The 25001-nt window shown below is 65.1% G+C and carries 24 protein-coding genes; 18 read left to right on the top strand and 6 right to left on the bottom strand.

Annotation, left to right across the window (positions count from 1 at the left end):
- Positions 1-28 precede the first annotated feature (28 nt).
- The gene (locus CH293_RS13130) at positions 29-946 is read right to left on the bottom strand and encodes an oxygenase MpaB family protein (protein ID WP_094720463.1); all 918 of its coding nucleotides are present in this window, start codon (positions 944-946) and stop codon (positions 29-31) included.
- An 11-nt stretch (positions 947-957) separates the two neighbouring features.
- Here CH293_RS13130 and CH293_RS13125 point away from each other — a divergent pair, with 11 nt between their 5' ends.
- Genes CH293_RS13125 through CH293_RS13115 form a run of 3 tightly spaced genes read left to right on the top strand, consistent with a single transcriptional unit; the run spans position 958 to position 4232 of the window.
- The gene (locus CH293_RS13125; protein WP_037108394.1) at positions 958-1536 is read left to right on the top strand and encodes a TetR/AcrR family transcriptional regulator; all 579 of its coding nucleotides are present in this window, start codon (positions 958-960) and stop codon (positions 1534-1536) included.
- Between the two features lie 43 nt (positions 1537-1579).
- Positions 1580-1837 (top strand): acyl-CoA-binding protein, encoded by a 258-nt coding sequence (locus CH293_RS13120; protein WP_026347392.1) that lies wholly within the window; start codon positions 1580-1582, stop codon positions 1835-1837.
- Positions 1838-1877: 40 nt separating this feature from the next.
- Positions 1878-4232 carry an FdhF/YdeP family oxidoreductase gene (locus CH293_RS13115; RefSeq protein ID WP_094720462.1) on the top strand — a complete coding sequence of 785 codons (2355 nt, stop codon included), beginning with the start codon at positions 1878-1880 and terminating at the stop codon, positions 4230-4232.
- 82 nt (positions 4233-4314) lie between these two features.
- On the opposite strand, the gene CH293_RS13110 is transcribed toward CH293_RS13115, so the two are convergent.
- Positions 4315-5133 carry an oxygenase MpaB family protein gene (locus CH293_RS13110; RefSeq protein ID WP_037108391.1) on the bottom strand — a complete coding sequence of 273 codons (819 nt, stop codon included), beginning with the start codon at positions 5131-5133 and terminating at the stop codon, positions 4315-4317.
- A gap of 85 nt (positions 5134-5218) precedes the next feature.
- Here CH293_RS13110 and CH293_RS13105 point away from each other — a divergent pair, with 85 nt between their 5' ends.
- On the top strand, positions 5219-6025 hold the full coding sequence (locus tag CH293_RS13105; RefSeq protein WP_094720461.1) for a TetR/AcrR family transcriptional regulator: 807 nt from the start codon (positions 5219-5221) through the stop codon (positions 6023-6025).
- A gap of 7 nt (positions 6026-6032) precedes the next feature.
- On the opposite strand, the gene CH293_RS13100 is transcribed toward CH293_RS13105, so the two are convergent.
- Positions 6033-6689 carry a GntR family transcriptional regulator gene (locus tag CH293_RS13100; RefSeq protein ID WP_019662901.1) on the bottom strand — a complete coding sequence of 219 codons (657 nt, stop codon included), beginning with the start codon at positions 6687-6689 and terminating at the stop codon, positions 6033-6035.
- Complete coding sequence (locus CH293_RS13095; RefSeq protein WP_037108802.1) at positions 6686-7861, bottom strand: acyl-CoA dehydrogenase family protein; 1176 nt, start codon at positions 7859-7861, stop codon at positions 6686-6688. Before CH293_RS13095 ends, CH293_RS13100 begins: the two co-directional genes overlap by 4 nt.
- 133 nt (positions 7862-7994) lie before the next feature.
- Here CH293_RS13095 and CH293_RS13090 point away from each other — a divergent pair, with 133 nt between their 5' ends.
- Both CH293_RS13090 and CH293_RS13085 read left to right on the top strand, forming a co-directional pair.
- Complete coding sequence (locus CH293_RS13090; protein ID WP_019662899.1) at positions 7995-9491, top strand: aldehyde dehydrogenase family protein; 1497 nt, start codon at positions 7995-7997, stop codon at positions 9489-9491.
- 4 nt (positions 9492-9495) lie between these two features.
- Entirely contained in the window at positions 9496-10440 is a 945-nt protein-coding gene (locus CH293_RS13085; RefSeq protein WP_037108387.1) for an oxygenase MpaB family protein, read from the top strand.
- Here CH293_RS13085 and CH293_RS13080 read toward each other — a convergent pair.
- Positions 10390-11454, bottom strand: coding sequence for an alpha/beta fold hydrolase (locus tag CH293_RS13080; RefSeq protein WP_176459996.1), 1065 nt, complete (start codon positions 11452-11454; stop codon positions 10390-10392). The two genes, CH293_RS13085 and CH293_RS13080, sit on opposite strands and share 51 nt — an antisense overlap.
- A gap of 117 nt (positions 11455-11571) precedes the next feature.
- Here CH293_RS13080 and CH293_RS13075 point away from each other — a divergent pair, with 117 nt between their 5' ends.
- Complete coding sequence (locus CH293_RS13075) at positions 11572-12507, top strand: DUF808 domain-containing protein (RefSeq protein ID WP_037108385.1); 936 nt, start codon at positions 11572-11574, stop codon at positions 12505-12507.
- A 3-nt stretch (positions 12508-12510) separates the two neighbouring features.
- Here CH293_RS13075 and CH293_RS13070 read toward each other — a convergent pair whose 3' ends face one another.
- On the bottom strand, positions 12511-13827 hold the full coding sequence (locus CH293_RS13070; protein WP_094720459.1) for a TetR/AcrR family transcriptional regulator: 1317 nt from the start codon (positions 13825-13827) through the stop codon (positions 12511-12513).
- 85 nt (positions 13828-13912) lie between these two features.
- Between CH293_RS13070 and CH293_RS13065 the strand changes: the two genes are divergently transcribed.
- The 11 genes from CH293_RS13065 (at position 13913) to CH293_RS13015 (ending at position 24906) form a co-directional block, all read left to right on the top strand.
- The gene (locus tag CH293_RS13065) at positions 13913-14701 is read left to right on the top strand and encodes an enoyl-CoA hydratase-related protein (RefSeq protein WP_176459994.1); all 789 of its coding nucleotides are present in this window, start codon (positions 13913-13915) and stop codon (positions 14699-14701) included.
- 103 nt (positions 14702-14804) lie between these two features.
- On the top strand, positions 14805-16352 hold the full coding sequence (gene fadD5, locus CH293_RS13060; protein ID WP_176459993.1) for a fatty-acid--CoA ligase FadD5: 1548 nt from the start codon (positions 14805-14807) through the stop codon (positions 16350-16352).
- A 3-nt stretch (positions 16353-16355) separates the two neighbouring features.
- Complete coding sequence (locus tag CH293_RS13055; protein ID WP_037108375.1) at positions 16356-17165, top strand: ABC transporter permease; 810 nt, start codon at positions 16356-16358, stop codon at positions 17163-17165.
- A complete protein-coding gene (locus CH293_RS13050; RefSeq protein ID WP_080732928.1) occupies positions 17165-18013 on the top strand; it encodes an ABC transporter permease in 849 nt (282 codons plus the stop codon). Before CH293_RS13055 ends, CH293_RS13050 begins: the two co-directional genes overlap by 1 nt.
- The gene (locus CH293_RS13045; RefSeq protein ID WP_094720458.1) at positions 18010-19140 is read left to right on the top strand and encodes an MCE family protein; all 1131 of its coding nucleotides are present in this window, start codon (positions 18010-18012) and stop codon (positions 19138-19140) included. The genes CH293_RS13050 and CH293_RS13045 overlap by 4 nt, the downstream gene beginning before the upstream one ends.
- Positions 19137-20147 (top strand): MCE family protein, encoded by a 1011-nt coding sequence (locus CH293_RS13040; protein WP_094720457.1) that lies wholly within the window; start codon positions 19137-19139, stop codon positions 20145-20147. The genes CH293_RS13045 and CH293_RS13040 overlap by 4 nt, the downstream gene beginning before the upstream one ends.
- On the top strand, positions 20144-21121 hold the full coding sequence (locus tag CH293_RS13035) for an MCE family protein (protein WP_037108366.1): 978 nt from the start codon (positions 20144-20146) through the stop codon (positions 21119-21121). The genes CH293_RS13040 and CH293_RS13035 overlap by 4 nt, the downstream gene beginning before the upstream one ends.
- Complete coding sequence (locus CH293_RS13030; RefSeq protein WP_094720456.1) at positions 21118-22203, top strand: MCE family protein; 1086 nt, start codon at positions 21118-21120, stop codon at positions 22201-22203. Before CH293_RS13035 ends, CH293_RS13030 begins: the two co-directional genes overlap by 4 nt.
- A complete protein-coding gene (locus CH293_RS13025; protein WP_255122839.1) occupies positions 22200-23237 on the top strand; it encodes an MCE family protein in 1038 nt (345 codons plus the stop codon). The genes CH293_RS13030 and CH293_RS13025 overlap by 4 nt, the downstream gene beginning before the upstream one ends.
- The gene (locus tag CH293_RS13020) at positions 23234-24439 is read left to right on the top strand and encodes an MCE family protein (RefSeq protein WP_094720454.1); all 1206 of its coding nucleotides are present in this window, start codon (positions 23234-23236) and stop codon (positions 24437-24439) included. The genes CH293_RS13025 and CH293_RS13020 overlap by 4 nt, the downstream gene beginning before the upstream one ends.
- Positions 24436-24906, top strand: a complete 471-nt coding sequence (locus CH293_RS13015) for a hypothetical protein (RefSeq protein WP_037108354.1) — start codon at positions 24436-24438, stop codon at positions 24904-24906. The genes CH293_RS13020 and CH293_RS13015 overlap by 4 nt, the downstream gene beginning before the upstream one ends.
- The last annotated feature ends 95 nt before the right edge of the window (positions 24907-25001 follow it).

The following is a 25001-nucleotide window of genomic DNA, read 5'->3' as shown; positions in this document are numbered from 1 at the left end:
GTGATGCTCCTATGAGTGTCACAGTGGGTTATCCGTGGTAATGCCGGGGATCGCCTGCGGCGCCGGCCGGCGGTAGGTTGCGCGCCGGGGTCTGCACCAACGGACTGCCCGGCGCGACCCGCCCGGTCGCCCGGTCCCATCCCGCTCTGGCCCGCGGATGCATGCGTCGTCTGCGCGGAAGCAGCGAGAACGCCGCATTCACTCCCCGCCCCACGAACCGAAACAACGTCTCGTCACGGTCGTTCCACGTATAGCCCAAGAGCTGACGCACCGGCTCGTCGTACATTCCCACCGTCATCCACACGACACCGCGTGCGATCGGCACCCGCATGACCGCCCACACGGCGTCGGGGATCCAGGTCGCAAGGGGCGGCTGCTCGATCTGCGACAGATCGAGTACTCCTCGGGTTGCCCTGTTGTCCTCGAGAACCTCGGTGCACATGCGCTTCCAGTAGAGCTGAAAGTCCTCCCAGGTCTCCGGCACAGGTTTCATGCTCATGCCGTACAGCCGGTACCACTGAACGTGTTCGGTGAAAAGTTGCCGCTTCTGGTCCTCGCTGACCCCGCCCATGAAGTGCTGGGCAGTCAGGACGGTACCCATGAAGAACGTCGCATGCGCCCAGTAGAACGTCTCCGGGTCGAGTGCGTGGTACCGCCTGCCCTGTGAGTCGATGCCCTTGATGTCGGTGTGGTAGCCGCGCACCTGCAGCGCGGTCTGTTCCGCCCGGTCGCCGTCGAACACCACGCCGCCGATGGGGTAGAGCGATCGGTAGAGCCGCTCCCACCGTTCGTCGAAGAACTTGGAGTGTTGCTCGACGCCAGCCCCGAGACCCGGGTGCATGTTCTGCATCGACCCCGCCCAGACGCCTTGTAGCAGGCCCCGCCAGTCCCCGAAGTACTTCCAGGTGAGTGAGTCAGGTCCGAGCGGCTCATTCTGACTACGCATGTTGTCAGCTTATGATTGACAACATGCGTAGTCAATCCCTCGCGGACAGGCAGTACCAGCGCTATCACGCCCTGCTCGACGCAGGGATCGAGATGCTGGGAGACCCGAAGGCTCCGTCGGTCACCGTCCGGGCGGTCTGCCGCACGGCGGGACTCACCGAGCGGTACTTCTACGAGAGCTTCACCGACCGCGACACGTTCATCCGCGCGGTGTACGGCCACGTCGGCGAGCTCGCGCGCGCCGCCATCGCCGGCGCGGTACCCGCCACCAGTCCGGAGGCCCCGGTGCGCGCGTTCGTCGAACTGGTCCTCGACCAGCCCAGCGTCGGTCGCGTCCTGCTGCTGGCACCGATGTCCGAGTCCGCTATCAGTGGGAGCGGCCTCGCGCTCGCACCCACGTTCGTCTCCCTGGTCGAGGCACAGCTGACGGAACTCTCCGAGGACGACCGGCATCTGGTTGCCGTGGGTGTCGTCGGTGCGCTCACCGCATTGTTCGTCGGATACCTGGACGGGACCGTCCGCACACCGCGAGAGAAGTTCGTAGCCCATTGCGTCCGACTGGTTTCCAGCGCTTCCGCCCTCGTGCCATGATCGACGCGACCGCACCACCGACGCACATGCCCCAGGAGTGAAGATGTCCGATCTCGATCAGTCCTTCCAGCAAGCTCAAGTCGACGTCAAGACCCTCACCTCCAAGCCGAGCAACGACGACCTGCTGAGCCTCTACTCGTTGTACAAGCAAGGTTCGAACGGCGACGTCACGGGTAAGCGTCCAGGACGACTGGACATGGTGAACCGCGCCAAGTACGACGCCTGGGCGAAGCTCGAGGGCACCAGCCAGGATTCGGCGAAGCAGTCCTACGTCGACCTGGTCGGAAAGCTTCTCGGCTGACCCGGCGGGCGCCGCGGTCACCGGCGAGGAAAGGGACCGCGTGCGCGACTACGACGAAGCCGACCTGAAGATAGACAAGCCCAAGACACATGCGGCCGGACCCGTCGCCGTTGCGGTGTCGATGAAGCGCGCACTCGGACACATGGGGCCGGTGCGCACCGCCAAGACTCTCCTCGACCTCAATCAGGCCGAGGGCTTCGACTGCATGAGTTGCGCGTGGCCGGACCCGGATCCCGGCCACCGTCACGCGGCAGAGTTCTGCGAGAACGGCGCGAAAGCAGTTGCCGAGGAGGCGACGACGACCCGCGCGACGCCGGAGTTCTTCGCGGCCCACAGCATCGCCGAGCTCGACTCCATGAGTGAGCACTGGCTCGGTCAGCAAGGTCGCATCACCCACCCGATGGTCAAACTCCCCGGCGGACGGTTCTACGAGCCGATCGAGTGGGACGACGCGTTCCGACTCATCGGCGACCATCTGAAGTCTCTGAACACTCCGGACGAGGCGATCTTCTACACCTCGGGCCGCGCGTCGAACGAATCCGCCTTCGTCTACCAGCTTTTCGCCCGTGCGTTCGGCACCAACAACCTGCCCGACTGTTCCAACATGTGCCACGAGTCGACGTCGATCGCTCTGCAGGAGACCATCGGCATCGGCAAGGCCAGCGTCACCCTCCAGGACGTGTACGACGCCGAGCTGATCGTCCTCGCAGGCCAGAACCCCGGCACCAACCATCCACGCATGCTGTCCGCGCTGGAGAAGGCCAAGCAGAACGGCGCCAGGATTCTGTCGATCAACCCGTTGCGCGAAGCCGGACTGGTCAACTTCAAGAATCCACAGACGCCCCGCGGGATGGTCGGGCCTGGAACGGACCTGTCCGACTTCCACCTCCCCATTCGTGTGAACGGTGACCTCGCACTGTTCCAGGCCATCGGGTCGCTGCTCGTCGAATGGGACGCGATCGACCACGCCTTCGTCGAGCAGTACACCACCGGCTTCGAGTCCTGGCGCGCCAACGTCACCGCCGTCGACTGGGACGTCGTGACCGCGTCGACGGGTCTGTCCCGCCACCAGATCACCGAGGCCGCGCAGATGCTGCGCGATTCGAAGGCCACCGTCTTCTGCTGGGCGATGGGTCTGACGCAGCACCGCAACGCCGTCGCCACCATCAAGGAAGTCACCAATCTCGCGTTCGCGCAGGGCAACATCGGAAAGCCAGGCGCCGGGCTCCTTCCGGTACGTGGCCACTCGAACGTCCAGGGCGACCGGACGATGGGCATCTGGGAACGGGTGCCCGATCATTTCCTCGATTCCATCCAGGCCGAGTTCGGCTTCGACCCGCCGCGCGAGCACGGCCTGGACACCGTCGATTCCATTCGAGCCATGCGCGACGGCAAGGCCAGTTTCTTCCTCGGGCTCGGCGGCAATTTCGTTCAGGCGACGCCGGACTCGACAGTCACGTTCGACGCAATGCGGCGCATGGCAATGACGGTGCACATCTCCACGAAGATCAACCGCTCACACCTTGTCACGGGCGACACCGCCCTCATCCTGCCTACTCTCGGTAGGACCGAGAAGGACATTCAGGCGACCGGAGAGCAGTGGATTTCCGTCGAGGACTCGACGTGCTCGGTGCACTCGTCGCGCGGACCGCTGAAGCCGGCGAGCGATCTGCTCAAATCCGAGGTCGCCATCCTGACCGGTATCGCCGAGGCGGCCGTCGGGGACCGCCACGGTATCGACTGGAAGGGTATGCGCGAGAACTACAGCACCATCCGCTCGCACATCTCACGCGTCGTCAACGGGTGCGAGGGCTACGAGGTCAATGTCCGACGGCCCGGCGGTTTCGTGCTTCCGCATCCACCTCGCGACTCACGAACGTTCGAGACCACCTCGGGTAGAGGCGAATTCACGACGTCGCCGATCGACGTACTGCATGTGCCCGACGGCCACCTGCTGTTGCAGACGCTGCGCAGCCACGATCAGTTCAACACCACGATCTACGGCCTGAGCGATCGGTACCGCGGAATCGAAGGTGGGCGGCGCGTGGTGTTCGTGCATCGCGAGGACATCGCGGCGCTCGGCTTCCAGGACGGCGACATCGTGGACTTGCTGACGCGGTGGGAGGACGACGACGTCGACCGCTGCGCCGATGGCTTCCGCATAGTCGAGTACGACACTCCGCGCGGGTGCGCGGCTGCGTACTACCCGGAGACGAATCCCCTGGTTCCGCTCGACTCGACGGCCACCGACAGCAATTGCCCCACCTCGAAGTCCGTGGTGATCCAGCTCGTTCGCACGGGGACCCCGCACGCGCGCTCGGGTGAGGGGGCGCAGGACCGCGTCGGCTCCGACGAGGCGCACAAGGACCACCCGCAGCCGCGGCATCTCAGCTGACCCCTATGTGAGTGGAAATGTAGGCCATGGGGCAGGAGCGGAGCCTGCGGAGCGACCAGAAGGCACTACATTTCCACTCACATCAGACCAGGGCCCGCCCCGCGCGGATTCTGGAGCGCACGTCCCACAGCAGCACATTGAACGGCATTTCGCGCACCACCTGAGGCGTCACGCGGTTGATCACGGCGAGGGTGCCCATGAGCCGATCGAACCGCTTCTGCTTGATCGGGTCCCAGGGCAGTTCCATCTCGTCCCTGAATCGTTCGGGAAGAAATCCGGTTGTCACGAAACGCATGAACGGGCCGATGAGCGGGTGCAGCACTCGGGGTTTGACGAACGTCGCGGACGCTATTCCGTAGAGATATCCACGGATGGTCGGATCGATGTGCACATCGGCCAGAGCTGCGTCCCAGTACTTCTCGAACGTGATGCGGTCCGCGGGCCACATGTCGGGCGGCATCTGCAACGTGGACCCGAGAACATGACACCGCTGGTACATCTCGTCGAGAAACTCCGAGTCCGGTTCGTCGTAGAGCGCGTAATAGACGTCCTCGAAACCGCGGTACAGGCACGCAGCCACCCACAGCTGCAGGTTCGGGTCGAAAGCGTTGTACTTCACGGGACTGTCCGCAGTGGACTTGACAGCCGCGTGAGATCTGTTGGTCGCCTTACGATATGCGGCCTTCACGTCGTCATCCCCCATGCCTGCGACGGCCAGGTAGGACAGGGTGGTGCGGGTCCGCTTGACCGGATGTCGGTTGATCTGGCCGCTTTCGACGCGACTCTCGAACACTCCGTACCCGACGGCCGGATGTCCCAATTGCATGATGACGTTGGCGCCACCGGCGAGCAAGCCGACCCCGGTCATCGATTTGCGGAGCAGTTCGTTGTCGACTGTCATGGCGAATCCTTCTGATCGGATATCTGCATACGTGCGTGTGCAGATGACGCTAGGCCCGCTGGACGATCGATGTCAAGATGTGTCCATGGCCGAATCACCGCGCACCTACGGCGGAGTCGACGGCTCGGCCAGGGTTGCCGAACGTCGACGAGCCCTCGTCGAAGCGGGCCTCGACCTGCTCGGAACGACCGAACCGGAACTGACCGTGCGCGGCGTCTGCCGCCGAGCAGGCGTCGCCTCCCGCTACTTCTACGAGAGCTTCAGCGACAAGAACGACCTGATGCAAGCGGTGTACGACCACGTGATCGGTGAGATCACCACGACGACCCTGGCAGCCGTCGGCACCGCACCCGACACCGAACACGACCGCGTCCACGCCGCAGTACACACGATCGTGCGTCTGGTCGCCGAGGACCCACGCCGAGGCCGACTGCTCTTCTCTGCGACCCTGAGCAACGACGTTCTCGCCGCCAAACGATCCGAGTCGACACAGATGTTCGCCGGACTGCTTGCCTCCCAGGCCAACGAGTTCTACGCCACCGACACCATCGAGCGCCTCGACCTCACGACCCACTTCGTCGTCGGCGGCTTCGCCCAGGTGTTGACCGCATGGCTGGGCGGCGAGCTTGTTCTCGACGAAGATGCCGTGGTCAACTGGTGTACGGACCTACTCCTCGCCGCCGCCCCTTCCCAGACCCGTCATTCCGCAGGCTCCACTCCTGCGCCCCATGGTCATTCCGCAGGCTCCACTCCTGCGCCTCCTGGTCATTCCGCAGGCTCCACTCCTGCTCCTCCTGGTCATTCCGCAGGCTCCACTCCTGCTCCTCCTGGTCATTCCGCAGGCTCCACTCCTGCCCGGTCTGGTCATTCCGCAGGCTCCACTCCTGCCTGACCCGGTGTCACGGAAGACCGAGGTGCGCAACCAGGCGCTCCGCGCCATCGGCGAACTGCCTGCGCATCAGCTCTCCGACGGTGTCGAAGTCGCATCGCGAGAAGGCCGCGATCAGAGCGTCGTGACTGCGAACCGACTGCTCGCCCCACGACGGATCCGAGGCGTAGAGCCTGGCCGGGGTGTAGCGGATGGCTCCGAAGAGGAACCACGCCAACTTCTTTCCGCCCGCCACCCGGTTGATGAAGCGGTGGAACTCGAATTCGCAGGTTTCGACGGCCTGCGCGTCGGCGCGCGCCACTGCGTCCCGCAGCCGGGCGTTGAGGCCGACGAGCCCTTCGATCTGCACGTCGGTGATGACTCGCGCTGCTCGTCTGGCGAGTTTGCTGGCGATGGTGCCTTGCAGCCAGAAGATGTCGTCGATGTCCTCGCGGCTGAGTTCGCCGACGCGGTAGCCGCGATTGGGCACTTGCTCGACGAGACCCTCACCGCGCAGCGTCACGAGCGCTTCGCGGACGGGAGTAGCACTGACGCCGAGATCTGCTGCGGTGTCGTCGATGCGCACGAAGGTGCCCGGCCCGAGCACTCCCGACATGATCTGCGCTCGCAGGCGCGCCGCAACCTCTTCCGACAGTTGCGGCCGCCGTCGCAGTACCGAGGCGGTCACAGCCCGTATGTCTTGCCGATGATGTCACGCTGGATTTCGTTGGTACCGCCGTAGATCGACGAGACGAGCGTGGTGCGGACGTGCTTTTCCATGTCGAATTCGGTGGCGTATCCGTAACCGCCCATCATCTGCATGCCTTCGAGTGCGACCTTCTTGGCGGTTTCGGTCAGCTTCAGTTTCGCCATCGATGCTTCCCGCGGGAACAGCTTCGTCGGGTTCTCGTCGACGAGCCGGGCGACGTGGTACACCAGCAGTCGGCCGCATTCGATCTCCGTCGCAAGGTCTGCCACGCGGTGACGCAGCGCTTGGAAGGTGCCGACGGGACGACCGAATTGCTTGCGTTGCGTGATGAATTCGAGGGTGTCGTCGAATGCGCGTTGAGCTGTTCCGAGCATCATCGCCGCCAGAATCAGGCGCTCGATGTTCAGGCCTGTCATCAACTGCGCCCATCCTTGCCCTTCGACTCCGACCACCGAATCCTCGGGGAGCAGGCAATCGGAGAAGTAGAGGTCGTTGACCTCCTTGCCGCCCATCGTGCCGATTCCCACGATGTTGAGTCCGTCGATGTCGGCGGGCACGTCGAACATCGTCAATCCCTCGTGCTTCCCTTCACCGCGCTCCTGTCGGGTCACTCCGCCGGCTACGCTCCTGCCTGTTCGCGCAACCAACAGAATGCGATCCGCGAAGTGCGCGTTGGAGCACCAGGTCTTCTGGCCGTTGATGAGCCAGCCACCCTCGGTCTTCTCGGCCTTGCAGCTGAGGTTGCCGACGTCGGAGCCTGCTTCCGGCTCGGACATCGAGATCGAGTAACTCTTGCCCGCGACGATGCCGCCGAGCACTGCTTCCTTCTGCGAGGCGGTGCCGAACTTCTCGTAGGCGGCGCCGGTGATGAGAGTGGGGCCGATGCCGCCGATAGGGGCCATGCCCTTGGCAGCCTGTTCGAGGAGAATGCACATGTCGACGACGCTGCCGTCGGCTCCGCCGTATTCCTCGGGAATCGTGGCACCGAGCCACCCGAGTTCGGCCATTTTGTCGTACAGGCCTTGGTTGTGCGTGTGCTGCCCGTGCTCGGTCAACGCGTCGCGCTGCTCCCGAGTACCAGCTTCGCGGGCGCAGAACGCGGCGACCGCCGTGGCGAAGGATTCTTGTTCCTGGGTGAAGTCCGTACTCATGAAGTGCTCCAGACGGTAGAGCGCCGGGATGCGGAGGGTTGTCATCGACCGGACGCGGCGCATAGTGTGAGCTCCACAACAGTAAATCACATCAAATATATGTGATGCGATTTTGACAACGCGGAGGACAACCATGACGGACCAGGTCGTAGAGACGAAAGCCCGTACGTTCGACAGTCTCGACCCACGCACCGGTGACGTACTCGCTACCTATCCGATTGCCGGGGACGCCGAGGTGTCGGCCGCCGTCGACCGCGCACGATCCGCCGCCAGGTGGTGGGACGTCCAGGGGTTCACCGGCCGCAAGCGCTGGCTGCTCGAGTTCAAGAGCGCCATCGCGCGTGACGCGAAATCTCTCGCCGACGTCATCGCCTCCGAGAGCGGCAAGCCCGACGAGGACGCCCTGCTCGAGGTCATGCTGGGCGTCGAACACATCGACTGGGCCGCCCGCAACGCCGAGAAGATCCTGAAACAACGCAAGGTGTCCTCCGGCTTGATCAGCCCCAACCAACAGGCCTACGTCGGATACCGCCCATTCGGCGTCGTCGGCGTCATCGGGCCGTGGAACTACCCGCTCTACACCCCGATGGGATCCATCGCGTACTCGCTCGCTGCCGGCAACACCGTGGTGTTCAAGCCCAGCGAACTGACACCAGGCGTCGGGGTCTGGCTGGCACAGAAGTGGGAGTCCATCGCTGCTGCGCATCCGGTGTTCCAGACGATCACCGGAGACGGCTCGACCGGAACCGCGCTGTGCACCGCGGGTGTGGACAAGATCGCATTCACCGGGTCCACCGCGACCGCCAAGAAGGTCATGGCGACGTGCGCTCAGTCCCTCACCCCCCTGGTCGCCGAGTGCGGAGGAAAGGACGCCATGCTCGTCGACGCCGACGCGAATCTCGATGCGGCAGTGGAGTTCGCGACCTTCGGGGCCATGGGCAACGCCGGCCAGACGTGCGCGGGCGTCGAGCGCATCTATGTCGCCGCACCGGTATACGACGAGTTCTTGCGGAAGTTCGCCGCGTCGGCGAAAGCCCTGAAACCCGGAGGCGCGGGCACGTCCTCGTACGGCCCGATGACACTGGGCAAGCAGAGCGGCATCGTCCGATCCCAGATCGAGGACGCACTCGCCAAGGGCGGCAGAGCCGTTCTGGGAGGGCTGGATTCACTGCACGGCCCGTACATCGACCCGGTGATTCTCACCGACGTACCCGAGAACTCCACAGCGATCACCGAGGAGACGTTCGGTCCCACCGTCGTCGTGAACAAGGTTCGCGATCTCGACGAGGGCATCGAACGCGCCAACGCATCGTCCTACGGCCTCGGTGCATCGGTGTTCACCAAGGACAACGCAGCCGGACGACGCGCGGCGGAGAAGCTCGACTGCGGCGTCGTGACCGTCAACTCCGTCCTGGGCTTCGCCGGCATTCCAGCGCTGCCGTTCGGCGGGACCGGGGACTCCGGCTTCGGCCGCATCCACGGCGCCGACGGTCTCCGCGAGTTCAGTACCGTCAAATCCCTTGCCGTGCAGAAGTTCGCCGCGCCGCTCAATCTACTGACGATGCGAAGAAAAGCGCGCGATCTCAAGATCTCCGCACTGGTACTCAAGCTTCGCCACGGCAGAGGCTGACGCCATGACGACGACGCAGGACCTCACTCCGAAACGCGGCCGCTACGGCTGGCTGAAGCGGATCGAGGAACTGGACCCGGTTGCGGACTGCCACACCATTCACCGCATCACTGCCGGATACGAGTTCCCGTGGGACTACCAACGCGCCCTCGAATTCGCTCTGTTCCGAACCTATTGCGTTCCCACCATCTCCGAACTGCTGGAGAAGACCGGTGAGTTCCGTGACCGGCCGCAACGGCGTTACGACGACACCGCGCTGCTGATGGGCGAGATGGTCGAGCACGGTTACGATTCCGAGCGCGGCCGCGAAGCGCTACGCATGGTCAACCGGATGCACTCGCAGTACGCCATCTCGAACGACGACATGCTCTACGTGCTGACGACCTTCATCTACGAACCGATCGAGTGGATCGACACCTTCGGGTGGCGCAGACTGCATCCCTCGGAGCGCCTGGCGACGTTCCACTTCTACCGCCAGGTCGGAATTCGCATGGGCATCAAGGACATTCCAGAGTCCTACACCGAGCTCGCCCGGTTCAAACTGGACTACGAGGACCGCACGTTCCGGTACACCGAGGACAACCACAAAGTCGGCACGTACACGCTCGACCTGTTCTGCTCCTGGTTCCCGACGCCTCTGCGCCCCGCCGTCGCGCAGGGCGTGTTCGCTCTTCTCGACGAGAAGATGGCCCACGCGTTCGGCTTCCCCGCAGGCTCCCCCACAGTGCGACGCCTTGCTGTGGCGGGCCTACGAACGAAGGCGCGGGCCGAGAGATTCCTCCCGACCCGCAAGTCCTCGCGCAGCACCACCGACCCCCACAACAAGACCTACCCGGGTTACCCGAACAACTATCGGCCGAGCGATCTCGGTGCGATCACGTGTCCGTACCCTGGTGCGTCAGGACAGAGCGCTGTCCGCCCACGCGTCGAGAGCACCGCGAAACTCTGACGACTGGGGCAGCGGGGCGTAGATGTCCAGGCCGGTTGCCGGGAGCGGGCCGAGTTCGCTCAGCATGTGCGACGAGTTGACGAAGCGCGAGTACTGCAGGTCGCGTCCGGCGAGTGCGTCGGCGACGCGGTCGGTCTGTCCGCAGGAGACGTTGAGGTCTTTCTCCGAGCAGGTCAGCAGTACGTCGGTGTCGGTGGGAAGTGCGGCTGCGAGAACGGCGGGGTCCAGCGCGTCGGCCTCGGAGAAGAACTTCGCGCCCGAGTCGCTGAGTCCTACGGACGCCAGGATTTCGTCGTCGGGGTACGGAACCGGGCGTCCGTTGCGGATGGCGTCGATGGTCTCGTCGACTCGGACTCGCTCGGCGTCGGCTTCGTCCGGTGTCATTTCACCCGAGGCGACGACGTTGTCCAGGACGCGGTCGAGCTGAGCGTGGAGCAGGTCGAGGTAGCGGATGGCCAACGGTGCCAGCAGGCCGAGGTTTCCGATCTCGACGCCGCGGTCCGCGAGGGCCAGTGCAGTCAGCCCGCCTTCACTGTGTCCGAGCACGGAGAACTTCTCGCCGCTGATGCCGGTGGCGTCGGAGAGCGCTGCGGCCGCGGCTTCGGCGGTGTCGATCTGCTGGGTGAATCCGAGCGGTACCGAGGTGTCGATTCCCTCGGTACCGGTGCGGCCCGTTCCGATCTTGTCGAAGCGCAGAGTCGTGATGCCCTTGGCTGCGAGTGCGTCGGCGAGGTAGGCGATGGTGTTCGGCGTGATCTGGCCTTCGGGCGAATTGCCGTTGCGATCGATCGGTCCGCTGCCCGGCAGGAGCAGAGCAGCACCGCGAACCTCACCGATCGCGGGCCGCAGACTGCCGTAGTAGGTGACGCCGTCGGACACGAACTCGAGCTCGCTGTCGACGGACGTGTCAGGAGACCACGGAACGTTGACGGGTGCCGCGTGAGCGGTGGCCGCCCCCGCCAGCATCAACACGGAGGCGGACAAACCGGCAACGAGCTTTCGAGTCGACGACATGTGACGCATGCTAACAACTCGACTTGACCAAAGCATTACCTGTGCAGGCGGTATCGTTCTCGAGTGAGCTGCCTGCGTTGACGCGGTAGGTCGGACGATTCGAAGTGGAGGCCAGTGATGGCGGGTGGACTTGTTGCCCTGTTGGACGATGTGGCCGCCCTCGCGCGCCTGGCCGCGGCCTCCATCGACGACGTCGGCGCGGCAACGGGACGTGCGACGGCCAAGGCTGCGGGTGTCGTGATCGACGACGCCGCGGTGACGCCTCAGTACGTCCGCGGCCTCGCTGCCGAGCGTGAGCTTCCGATCATCAAGCGCATCGCGATCGGCTCGCTGCGCAACAAACTGCTGATCATTCTTCCGATCGCGTTGCTGCTGAGCCAGTTCCTGCCGTGGCTGCTGACACCGATTCTGATGTTGGGTGGTTGCTACCTCGCCTACGAAGCTGCGCACAAGATCTGGGGCGCCGTCTTCGGCCACGGTGACCACCACGACGACGCAGCCGACGAACCGAAGGACGAGGACTCCGTCGTCTCCGGCGCTGTCCGCACCGACCTCATTCTCTCCGCCGAGATCATGGTCATCGCGCTCGACACGATTGCTGCCGAGGGCTTCTGGAGCAGGCTGATCATCCTGGCGGTCGTGGCCGTCGTCATCACCGTGATCGTCTACGGCGTCGTCGGTCTGATCGTGAAGATGGACGACATCGGGTTGCGACTGGCGGACAAGTCGACGGGATTCGTCGAGAAGTTCGGCCGTGGGCTCGTCAAGGCGATGCCGAAGGTCATGTCGTTCCTCGGCATCGTCGGCACCGCGGCGATGCTGTGGGTCGGTGGCCACATCCTCCTCGTCGGCATCGACGAGCTCGGCTTTCACCCCCTCTACGAGCTCGTCCACCACGGCGAGGAAGCCGTGCACGACATCGCCGGGGTCGGGCCGATCCTCGCCTGGATCGTCAACACCCTCGCGTCGGCGTTGCTCGGCCTGATCGTCGGTGTCATCGTCGTTCTCGCACAGTTGGGCGTGAAGTCCGCGCTGGCGCGGCGCGCACACTGAGCCTCAGCTCAGAAGCACCGAGGTCATGACCGAGGTCACCCGCGTGACCGTGGTGTCGGACCGATCGAAGCGCACCGCGCGGCCGACATCGAAGACGATCCCAAGTGCCGCGTGGACCAGAAATCGTGATGTGACCACCGGCAGCTCGGGCCGCGCATCACGCAGCAGCCGGGCCCACTGTTCGATGTTCTGCCGCTGCACGTTCCGAAGCCCGGACCGTTGGTCGGCCGGAAGATTACCGATCTCCGCGAAGTAGACGGCCACGAGCTCGCTCTGCCGGAACGTCAGTTCGGTGTAGAGCCGGCACAGCGTCGCGATAGCGGCCTCCGGTTCCGTCGATACCTCGAGTGCCTCGTCCAGTGTCGCGATCAGCCGCTCGTTCGCGCGGTGGAACGCCGCAGCCAACAGATCGGCCTTGCTCGAGAAATGACGGTAGACGCTGGAAGCGTTGATACCGGCTGCCGCGCCGATGTCCTCGATACTGACGTCGTGATATCCGTGCTGGTAGAACAATTGCATCGATTCCCGCAGCAGCACTTCACGTTTGGAATCTCCTGCACGCTCGCCGACACGCTCTGCACCCGGCTCGTCCGTCGAGATCTCCGGTAGATCCGTCCGTAGAACCGACCACGCCGCGTCCAGAACAGTGACCTCGATCTGCTTGGCGGACAGTGCAGTTCGATGTGCCGTCACGCTCGCCACGACACTGATCGCGCCCGTGGCAAGCAGAGCGGCGTCGGCTTCCGTCAACGCCGGACGCACCCGACGAAGCGGCTCGGCAACCCGCCCGTGCAGGGTGTACAACTTGTCCCGCAACGATGTCTTGTCCTCGCCCATCAGGTACCGCCCCTCCCAGCGGTACAGACCACCGGTCCGGCGGTTGTCGATGGTCGTACGGATGATCGCGGTGATCATGGCCTCGACACGCGCTTTTGGATCGCCCTCGGTGACCACCGCGGGATCCGTCGCGGCCAGCAACTGATCCGCCAACCGCATGACGGTGTGTACGAACAATGCGTACTTCGTCGGGAAATGACGATAGAGCGCCGGGCCGGAGATACCGACCGTCGCAGCAATGTCGTCGATGCCGACCGGATGGTAGCCACGTTCGCTGAACGCCTCGGCCGCAGCCGTGAGAATCTGCGCCTTCCGATTTCTAGGACGTCGACGTTTCACCGTCACTTCCGCTTCCGCCACCACACCTCCATCCGTCACCGCGCCACCGCTCGAGAAGCCGCTCGCGAGCAGCAGAAACCATGATAGCGCGTGACCGCCGCCGGCCCGTCGGTTCAGGAAATTTCCACGACCCTTGACAGACATTCGATTTGAGGAGTTAAGTTAGCCGCAATTCGCAGGCACCCACGCTGCATCCGCCCCACGTCCTGACACCCGGCTGGAGCTCTCGATGACCCACGGTTTGCACAGAACCGAAGACGACGGCGTACTCACGCTGGAAATCGATCGACCCGAGAGGATGAATGCTCTCGACGGCGCCACCACAGCTGCACTGATCGACGCACTCACCGCACTCGGGCCGCGCGTACGGGTCGTCGTGATCACCGGGCGCGGACCGGCGTTCAGCACCGGAGCCGACATCGTCGAACTCTCCCGCGCACGACCGACCACCGACGCCGAAGCACGCCTGCAGGCCGACCACACGATGGACGTCGCGTCGTCCTTGATCAGGGCCGTCATCGACGCACCTGTTCCGGTTATCGCGCAGGTCAACGGCATCGCTGCGGGCATCGGAGTGTCACTGGCACTGGCCGCCGACCTCGTCTATGCAGCCGAGGACGCGACCTTTCTCCTGGCCTTCACCGGCGTCGGGCTGATGCCCGACGGCGGGGCAAGCCTGCTCGTCCCGGCAGCGATAGGACGCGCCCGAGCCGCCGCGATGGCACTACTCGGTGAGCCGATGACCGCGCGCGACGCCGCCGCGTCGGGCCTGATCACCCAGGCGCTTCCGGCGGACGAGCTCGCCGGCACGGTCGCATCGGTCGCGCGCCGACTGGCACACGGACCGGCCCGCGCCCTTCGTCTGACAAAACAGGCCCTGACGGCATCGACGCTCGCGCTTCTGGGCGATGCGTTGGCACGCGAAAGGGAAGGTCAGATCGAACTGCTGACTGCGCCGGAATTTCGCGATCGAGTAGGCGCACTACTCGGCCGCAAAGGCGAATCACCGCAAACTTAAATGGCTATGACGTGCAGAAACAAACGTCTCGATTCGCCCTCGGGCTAGGCCTGCCGGGGGTACGCTCACTGCACATCCCGCCTTCGACGAAAGAGGAAGAGTGATGTCCGCTCCCCTGAACGAACCCCATCGTTCGATTCGAAACAATTGGAACAACCAGGTTCGCCGGCATGCACTGATGCAACCCGACGCAACGGCCCTGCGCTTCCAGGGCGCCACCATCACCTGGGCCCAGCTCGAGAGCAGCGTCGGCAGGTTCGCCGGTGTCCTGAGCCGACGAGGGGTCGGCTCAGGGGACCGCGTCCTGATCCTGATGCTCAACCGGCCCGAGTACCTGGAAGCCGTGCTCGCGATCAACGCACTCGGTGCACTGGCCGTGCCCGTGAACTTCCGCATGACCCCGCCCGAAGTCGCCTACCTCGCGCAGAACAGCGGTTCCCACCTGTTGATCACCGACGAGACGTTGTCGCCCTTGGCCGATGCAGTTGCCGCACAGGTCGATTCACTGGGCGACATCATCGTCGTCGGCGACGCCTACGAAGAACTGCTCGCCGCCGCGCAGCCTGCACCACCTGTCGACGTGCGCGACGACGCGCCCGCGCTCATCATGTACACCTCGGGCACCACGGGTAGGCCCAAAGGCGCTGTGCTGACACACTCCAACATGCAGGCCCAGTCGCTGACCTGTATTCGAGCACTGCAGATGCACGGGGTCGACGAGGTCGGCTTCTGCGCATCGCCGATGTTCCACATCGCCGCCCTCGGCAGCCTCGCACCCAGTCTGCAACTGGGCATACCGACGGTGATCTACCCCGTCGGTGCATTCGATCCCTCGACCCTTCTCGACGTCCTCGCCGAAGAAGGAGTCACCACCCTGTTCCTCGTGCCCGTGCAGTGGCAGGCCATGTGCACCGAGCAGACACGCAAGCCGAGAGATCTGAGCCTTCGCGTCATCTCGTGGGGCGCGGCACCGGCGTCGGACACGATCTTGAAAGCCATGGCCGAGACGTTCCCGAACGCCCTGAACGTGGCAGTGTTCGGCCAGACCGAGATGTCGCCCATCACCTGCGTGCTCGACGGCGAAGACGCGCTACGCAAACTGGGCTCGGTCGGACGCGTCGTACCCACTGTGTCGGCGCGGATCGTCGACGACGAGATGAACGACGTACCGACCGGCGAGATCGGTGAAATCGTCTACCGCGGACCCACTCTCATGCAGGAGTACTGGCAGAACCCCGACGCCACCGCCGACGCTTTCCACGGCGGTTGGTTCCACTCGGGCGACCTGGTCAGGCAGGACGACGAAGGATTCGTGTTCGTCGTCGACCGTAAGAAGGACATGATCATCTCCGGCGGTGAGAACATCTACTGCGCCGAGGTGGAGAACGTCCTGTACGGACATCCGCGCATTCTCGAGGCAGCCGTCATCGGACGCCCGGACGGAAAGTGGGGCGAAGTCCCGGTCGCCGTCGTCGCCTTGAACGACCCCGACGATTTCACGTTGGCCGAGTTGACCTCGTGGCTCGGGGATCACCTGGCGAGGTACAAGCACCCCAAGGAGCTCGTCGTCGTCGATTCACTCCCCCGCAACGCCAGCGGTAAAGTCGTCAAAGTTGCACTGCGCACGTCCTATTCGCCGACACCCGCGTAACCGGTGACTGTCGACCCCACGGCGAAAGCGTCGCCGACGCGCGACCTCGCGAACCAGGTCGGCGGTCTGATCGCGTTCTCGGTCACCGCGGCGACCCGCACGGTCACCACGATCGCACAACGGAGGCTCTCGCTCACGGAGACGGTCACCCAGGCGTTGTTCGTCGCCCGGGTGTGCACGATCCCGGCGCTGCTGCTGATGCTTCCCATCGGGGTGTTGATCGCGGTGTCCGTCGGGTCGCTGGCCGGAAGACTCGGTGCCGGAGCATATTCGGGCGCAGTCGTCGCCTTCGTGGTCGTCGGCCAGGCTGCCGCGCTCGTCTGCGCATTGATGTTGGCGGGGGTCGCCGGGTCCGCGATCTGCGCCGACCTCGGCTCGCGCACCATCCGCGAGGAGATCGCAGCCATGGAGGTGATGGGGCTCGACGTCATCGCCAGGCTCGTCGTGCCCCGGTTGATCGCGTCGATGTTCGTCGCACTCGCCGTGTGCGGAATGGTCACCGTCGTCGGAGTGGGTGCCTGCTTCTTCTACCAGGTCTTCGTCGCCGATCAATCCGCAGGCGCATTCCTCGCCACGTTCAGCGAATACGGCCGAGTGTCCGATTTCGCGATGGCGATGGTCAAGTCCGTGTGCTTCGCGATCACCTCGACTCTCATCGCGTCGTACAAGGGGCTGCACGCCAAGGGCGGACCGAGCGGGGTCGCCGACGCCGTCAACGAAGCCGTTGTTCTCGCCTTCGTCATGGTGTTCGTCGTCAACACCGTTCTCTCGCAACTGTATGCAGTGATCGTTCCCGCGGTGGGGACCTATTGATGAACTACGACAGTTTCGTTCGGCTGAGGCGACGCGGCCGGGGTGTCACGAACGTCTTCGCCGAGCTCGGCCGTCACGTGACGTTCTACGCCGAAACCGTCGCATCCGTGCCGTACACCCTTCGCCGCTACCCCAAGCACGTGGCACAGCACGTCGGCGAGGTCAGCTTCGGCTACGCGTCACTGCTCGCCGGCGGCGGAACCATCGGCATCGTGTTCGCGATGTCCGCCGTTGCCGCGATGATGGTCGGCGTCGAGACCTACAGGGGTTTGGACCTGATCGGCCTCACGTCGCTGTCCGGCCTGCTCTCCGCCATCGCCAACACCCGCGAACTTGCACCCGTCATCGCCAGCATCGCCCTCGCCGCCAAGGTGGGGACCGGGTTCACCGCGCAACTCGGCGCGATGCGGATCTCCGACGAGGTGGACGCGCTGGACTCCATGTCGGTGCGCCCCATACCCTTTCTGGCGACTACTCGGGTGATCGCAGCGGTGATCTGCATCGTGCCGATCTACATGGTCGGACTCATCGCGACGTTCGTCGCGACGCGCTTGGTCGTCGTCACCTTCGGGGGCAGTTCGGCCGGGACCTACGACTACTACTTCCACCTCGCACTGTCCCCCGGCGACCTCGTCTACTCGGTCGTCAAGGCTGTCGTGTTCGCGATCATCGTCGCACTCGTGCACTGCTCCTACGGTTTTCACGCATCCGGTGGCCCCGAGGGCGTCGGACGGGCGGCCGGGCGCGCGCTTCGTACGTCGATCCTCGCGATCGGTATCACCGACGTGTTCCTCACCTTCGTTCTCTGGGGCGTCGTCCCCTCCGTCCCCGGGCTCGGTGTGTCGTGACGCCACGTGTACTCGGCCCGAGCCGGACAACGCTCGCCCTGCGCGGAATGGCCATGGCCGCAGCCCTCGTGGTCGCAGCCGTCACCGCTGTGGCGTACGGGAACGGCGCCTTCGAGCGTGCCCCCGAGGTGTACGCGGAGGTCCCGTCGTCCGCGGGCCTACTGATCGGTGAAATCGGCGTCCAGTACCACGGAGTGCAGGTCGGAAAAGTCGTGGACATCGACAGCGGCGTCGATCGTTCCCGCGTCACCATGCGCCTCGACACCGAGGTCCCCGCGTCGGCGCTCGTACGCGTCGTACCGCGGACGTTGTTCGGCGACGTCTACCTGCGCCTCGTCGACCACGACGGGGCAAGCACCGAACCGCTGCGCGCGGGCAACGAACTCGCGATGGACACCGGGCAGGACGCCGTGCAACTGAGCGAGGTCTATCGACAGGTCACCGACCTGCTGGACAGCCTGAAACCGGCCGAGGCACAGGCCGCGTTGACGGCGATCAGCACCGCCCTACGCGGCCGAGGTGAACAACTCGGCGCGACGATCGAGCGGCTCGCATCACTGTCGACGACGCTCGAACCGTCCATCCACGCCGTCCTCGACAGCACCCCGCAGACCCTGCAGGTGGCCGACGCAGGGGCTGCGGCAACACCCGACGTCCTGGCGACCATCGAGGCGGCGACCAGCCTGTCGCAGACCGTGCTGGACCACTCGACCGGAGTCGAAACATTGTTGACGACGGCCGCGCGCCTCGGCGGCGCCGCAGTGACCGTCGCCGACGAGACCCTGCCCGCCACCATCACCGTCGTTCGTCGCGGCGCGCCCGTGCTGAACACGGTGGCCGAGAACTCATCCGGCCTCGCGTCGACACTGGACCAGTTCGCACCGTTCGGAGCAGCGGGAGCGCGGATCTTCGCGACCGGTCGCTTCGACATCACCGCCGTCCCGGACTTCTCGTCGCCGCTGCCCTACACCGCGGCGGAGTGCCCCCGCTATCCCGGGCTGAACGGGCCGAACTGCGCACTTGCCGAAGTGCAGGAGAGCGCGACCGGGACATCCGAACCGTTGAACCCCGCCAGCACGATGCTGCTCGCTCCCCTTCTCCGCGGAACGGAGGTGACCATTCGATGACCTCGCTGGCACGTCCGATGTTCGCACTCGCTGCGTTCGCGGTGGCAGGGTTACTGTCCGCCGTAGTTGTCGTCGACACCCTCAGTGTGCCGGTGAGCGGTGAGACGATAACTCACAGTGCAGAATTCACCGGTGTCGAAGGGCTCCGCACCGGAAACGACGTCACGCTCGCGGGTGTACGCGTCGGCAAGGTCGACGACGTACGCTACGAAACCGACGGCGCCAGAACCATCGCCGTGGTCGATTTCGACGTGCAGACCTCCGTGCCGATTCCCGGAAACGTCACGGCTGCAATCAGATACGGCGACATGCTCGGCGCCCGCTATCTTGCGCTCGTGCCACCCGAGGACTCAGCCGGAACCCTCGACTCCACGATTCCCCTGGACCGCACGTCGCCACCCGTCGACCTGACGGCCCTGGTCAACGGCTTCAAACCACTGTTCGACGCCATCGAACCCAGCCAGGTCAACGCGTTGGCTCGGTCCATCACCGACGCCTTCCAGGGCGAAGCGGGCACCGTCGACTCGCTTCTGCGTCACGTCGCCGGCGTGACGCAGGGACTCGCGAACAACGACCGGATCTTCGGCGACCTGATCGCCGACCTCGACGCGGTGTTGCAGACCATGAACAGCCACGACGCCGACATCACCCGCCTGATCACCGGATTGACCGATATGAGCCAGGTCGTCGCCGACCGTAACGAATCCCTCATCACCCTTCTCGACGACGGATCGACCGCCGTGGCGGCACTGGCCGAACTGGCGACCGACGCGTCGACGCCACTCGACGGCGCCGTCGCCGACCTACGTGCGACGACGCAATCGTGGATTCCCAACACCGAGCAGTTCGATCGCACCATGACGTTGCTGCCCGAGCTGGCGAACTCCATCAACAGCATCGGCGACTACGGCGGCTGGCTGAACCTCTACACCTGCAACTTCACCCTGAAGGCGGGCGACGCCGAAACGAACATCTTCGGCGACGCGCACACGGAGATCTGCCGATGAACACCACCAGACTCGGCGTCGTCGGAATTCTCGCCGTGACAGTCCTTCTCGCGTCCGCCCTCCTGATTCCACAGGGCTGGTACCTGATTCGAACTGCGCCGTACACAGCTCAATTCGCTCACGCAGGCGGCCTCACCGAATCCGACCCCGTGTTCCTCGCCGGTGTGCCTGCCGGCCGCGTCGACAGCGTCGAACTCGCCGGAGATCACGTCGAGGTCCACTTCCGACTCGACCGTGCCCAGCCTCTCGGCGACCGCACCCACGCTGCCGTCAAACTTCGCACGATTCTCGGGAAGCGATACCTCGAGATCGTTCCCGACGGAAGCGGACCCGTCGGGGACGATCGAACGATCCCGACGGAACGGACGTCGGTACCCTATTCTCTCGACGACATCGGAACCGAAGTACGCACTGTCGCCGAAGAACTCGACGTGTCCGCACTCGAATCCATGGTCACCACCCTGCGCGACACCGTGCCGGACGACTCGTCCGTGATGTCCGATGCTCTCACCGGTATCAGTGCGGCGTCGGAGGTCCTGGCCCGCAACGACGACAAGATTGCGAGCCTGCTCGACGTCGCACAGTCGCTGACGTCGACCGTCGCCGCAGAAAGCCAGTCGGTGACGGCACTCCTCGGGAACGCCCAGCTCGTGCTGTCCACGTTGTCGGATCGCCGAACCGCGCTCGGCCGCGTGGTCACCGACCTCCGAACGCTGATCGGCACCGCGTCGGCGTTCCTCGACGACAATTCCGACGAACTCGACCGACTCCTGGTCGACATGACCTCGGTGACCGACACCCTCGAACGGAACGGACAGAACATCGACACGCTCCTGACGACGCTTCCTCCTGCCCTACGCGCCGTCACCGACGCCACGGGCAACGGTAACTGGGTCGACGTCTCCGCCCCCGCAGGACCGATCCCGGACAACCTTCTCTGCTCCCTCGGAGTCCAACAGGGGTGCACCCGATGAACACCCGAGCGGTTCTCGCGCTCGTCACCGTCGCAGCGACCGCAAGCGCGTGGTTCGTGTTCTACGAAACAGACGACAACACGACCGTCACAGCGGATTTCGCCTACATCAACGGAATCTACCCCGGTAGCCCGGTCCAGGTCCTCGGGGTCCCGGTAGGAACCGTCGATGCCGTCTCTCCACAGGGCACCTCGGTCCGCGTGACCATGACGGTGGCAGGCGACGTCGACATCCCCGCGGACGCGCAGGCATTCGTCATGAACCCGTCGGTCGTCAGCGACCGTTTCGTCGAACTCGGACCGGCATACCGCGGCGGACCCGTCCTCGGCGACGAGGTCATCGGCGTCGAACGCAGTCACTCCCCGATCAACTGGGACCAACTGCAGGACAGCCTCGACACCATCGCCACAGCGCTCGGACCCGACAGTGGTACCGGCGGAGAAGGCGCCGATGTCGGGGGCGCTCTGTCCGTCCTCGCCGACAGAACGGCCGGTCTCGGGCCACAGATCAACGACGCCATAGGAAACATCTCGCGCGCAACCGCCGTCGTCGGAGGCAACAGCGAACAACTCGGTGCGCTCATCGAGAACCTCGACCGCTTGATCACCGCCGTCACGGCCCGTCAGGGCGCGGTGCAGTCGATCACCGACTCGCTCGCGGATCTGGGGAACGAGATACAGCGTCAGGACCTCGACATCGGGGAACCCATCACCCAGCTGAAGTCGATGTTCGACCATCTGGACCGACTACTCGCAGACCGAGGTGACGACCTACGCGCCGTGCTGCAGAACGCGGGCGCACTGACCGGCCGGTTCGCGGCACGCGAAGCACAGTTCGCCGAATTCATGGACGTACTGCCGCTGATGATGCAGAACATCGGCAACACCATCGGTGAAGATCAGCGCGCCCGGATCCGGTTGAACATCTCGACCGATCTCGACCAGTTCGCCGTCGCGGTTCCCTTGTGTCGCGAATACGCGTTGCCCATCTGTACCGGCGCGGGCATCACCAACCCCATCACCGTTCCGTTCGAGACTCCCGACCCACTGGGCCTTCCGCAACTGTTGGGGGGACCACGATGAGACGTCCAGCGCTGGTGTCCGCCTGTATGTTGTTGTCCGGCATGCTGTTGTCCGGCTGCGGTATCGGTCTGGGACAACTCCCCGTCGGCCGGTCCGCGGACGGCGACGACTACCACGTCACCGCACAATTTCCCCGCGCCGACCGGATTCGGCTCGGCACCGAGGTCCGCGTCGGCCAGCAGCTGGTCGGGCGCGTCGACGACCTGTCCACCGACGGCGTCATCGCATCGGTGGGACTGAGCCTGTCCCAGTCGGTTCCGCTACCGGCCGACGTCACGGCCTCGCTGGAACTCGCCTCCGCCCTGGGCGAACCCTACGTAAAGTTGACGGTCCCGGGCGATGCCTCGACGAACAACGACACGCTGGCCGACGGCGACACGCTCGAGAACACCGAGATCGGGCCCGAGCTCGAGACGTCGCTCGCCACGCTGGGTCTGGTGCTGAACGGCAGCGGACTCGACCAGCTGCACACCATCGGAACCGAGCTGAACGCCGCGTTCGACGGCCGGGGTCCCGACGTCCGTGCGCTCCTCCTCAGTGCCGACCGGATTCTGGCGAACGCCGCCGAGCACCGAGCCGAGTTCGACCGTGTCCTGGCCGCGGCAGGGTCCGTCTCTGCGATGCTGGCGGACAACCGCGCTGCGATCGACGCCGGGCTGAGCGTCGCCGCTCCCACTATGGAGCTCCTCGTCTCCCAACGCGACCACATCGCCTCGCTCGTCGACTCCACCGCGTCACTCGCAGCCTCCGCACAGAAGCTGTTCGCGGACAACCAGTCCGAACTCTCCGACGGCATCGACGATCTGGCCCACATCGTGAACTCGATCCAGAGCTTCAACTCGTCCGTCACTCCGGCCCTGGCCAACATGAACCAGTTCATCGCCGGCTTCAACGGCGCGGTCCACGGCGACTACCTCGTCTTCGACGGCGCACTCGACCTCCCCGAAACCGTCGGTGAACTGACCACCGGGGGTCGCCTCGAGGACGTCCCCGGAACGCTCCAGCCTCTTCTCGTCCCGGAGGCACCGAGATGAACAGGCCGGTCCGCATACAGCTGGTGTTGTTCGCCGTCACCGCCGTCGTCGCACTCGTCGTCGGCAGCACCTATGCGCTCGGGTCACAATCGCCGCGCGGTTCGATCGACGTACACGCAACCATGGCCGACGCGTCGAACATCGGAGTCGGTACCGGTGTGACGTACCGGGGTGTCGCGGTCGGATCCGTCACCGACATATCGGTCACCGTCAGCGGCGCCGAGGTGAGGCTCGCCCTCGACCCGGACACCCGCGTTCCCGTCGGATCCGTCGCATCCGTGACCAGCAACAGCGCCCTCGGAATCCAAACCCTGGACATCTCGCCGATTACCGGACAAGGCCCGTACCTCGCCGACGGCGACAGCCTGGACGTTCCGCCCGAACTCGCGCCGGTGCAGCTCGACGAGTTGCTGACGCGAATGGCGGCCCTCGCCGAATCCATCGATCCGGCCTCGGTCACCACGATCGGCGAGACGTTCGGCACCGCCGTGGGCGGCACCGGCACCCAACTCCAGCAACTGCTCGACGACGCCGACACACTCAGCCGGATGCTCGACGAACACGCCCCGGCGCTGGCGAACATCGTCGACCATTCGCTACCGATGCTGGACGCGCTCGCATCCCGCTCGGACGCGCTGCCGGGAGCTGCGCGCGCCGCCGCCGACGTCACCCAGCAGCTACTCGCGCAGGAACCGACGTTGATCTACCTGCTCGATCGATCACCGGACGCACTGGGACGAACCCGACAACTGCTCGACGACACGCGCGGGACAGTCGGAGCTTTGATGACCAACCTCGTCACCGTCACCGGCGTACTCGGTGACCGCACACCCGCGTTGGACGCACTGCTGATCGCGATGCCCGAGACACTCGGAAAGCTGACGTCCATCGTGCACGGCGACCGCGGCGATTTCACTCTCGTCGGCACCCAAGGCCCGGTCTGTTGGTACGACACACCGCGCCGCGCCGTCGGCGACACCTCACCGCGCGATCCGAACCTGAACCTCTACTGCCCACCCGGCGACGACCTCGAGCAGCGCGGCGCCCAGAACGCGCCGAGACCGAACGACCTCGGACTGTCCGGGTCGACTGTCCCCGGCAGCGTCACCGGGCCCCCGATCGCCGAGGATCCCCTCCTCGTCCCCACCGGCGTGGAGGCACTGAACTACTGGAAGCAACTCCTGGAAGGAGTACGGAAATGACGCTCCGAACCCGCGCCGTCGCACTCGTGATCGCCGCTCTCACAATGGGTGTGGCCGTCCTCGGATACCTCCACCTCGACGACCGAGAGCAGAACGACCTCCGGTCCGCCGCACTGGCGTCGGCGACGCAGTACACCGAGGAACTCGCCACGTACGACTTCAACGATCCGGGTGCGAACCTCGACCGAGTGACCGCTGCGTCGACCGACGAATTCGCCGGCACCTACCGCGACGTGTCCACGAAACTGCAGGACCTCCTGACGACCGGACAGGGCACCGCGACCGGGCACGTCGTCGCCGCAGGAATCGTCGAACTGAGCGACGATCGAGCCACCGTCGCAGTGTTCCTCGATCAGCAAGTACGGAACCTCGCGGCACCCGACGGCCGCACCGATTCGTCACGCATGATCATCGAACTCGAGCGAAACGGAGACCGGTGGTTGCTCGCATCGGCCGAGCCTCGCTGATAGCCGCCGACGGGCCCTCGCCGCATGATCGCAGGCCCTCGGGTCGGACCTAACTGCTGGTCGGGGCACACCCCGAAACGCAAAGGACGTAGCCT

It is taken from the genome of Rhodococcus sp. 14-2470-1b, assembly GCF_002259415.1.
Taxonomy (GTDB): Bacteria; Actinomycetota; Actinomycetes; order Mycobacteriales; family Mycobacteriaceae; genus Rhodococcoides.
Note: the sequence above shows the minus strand (reverse complement) of the source record. Positions and strands in the feature narration are given on the sequence as shown.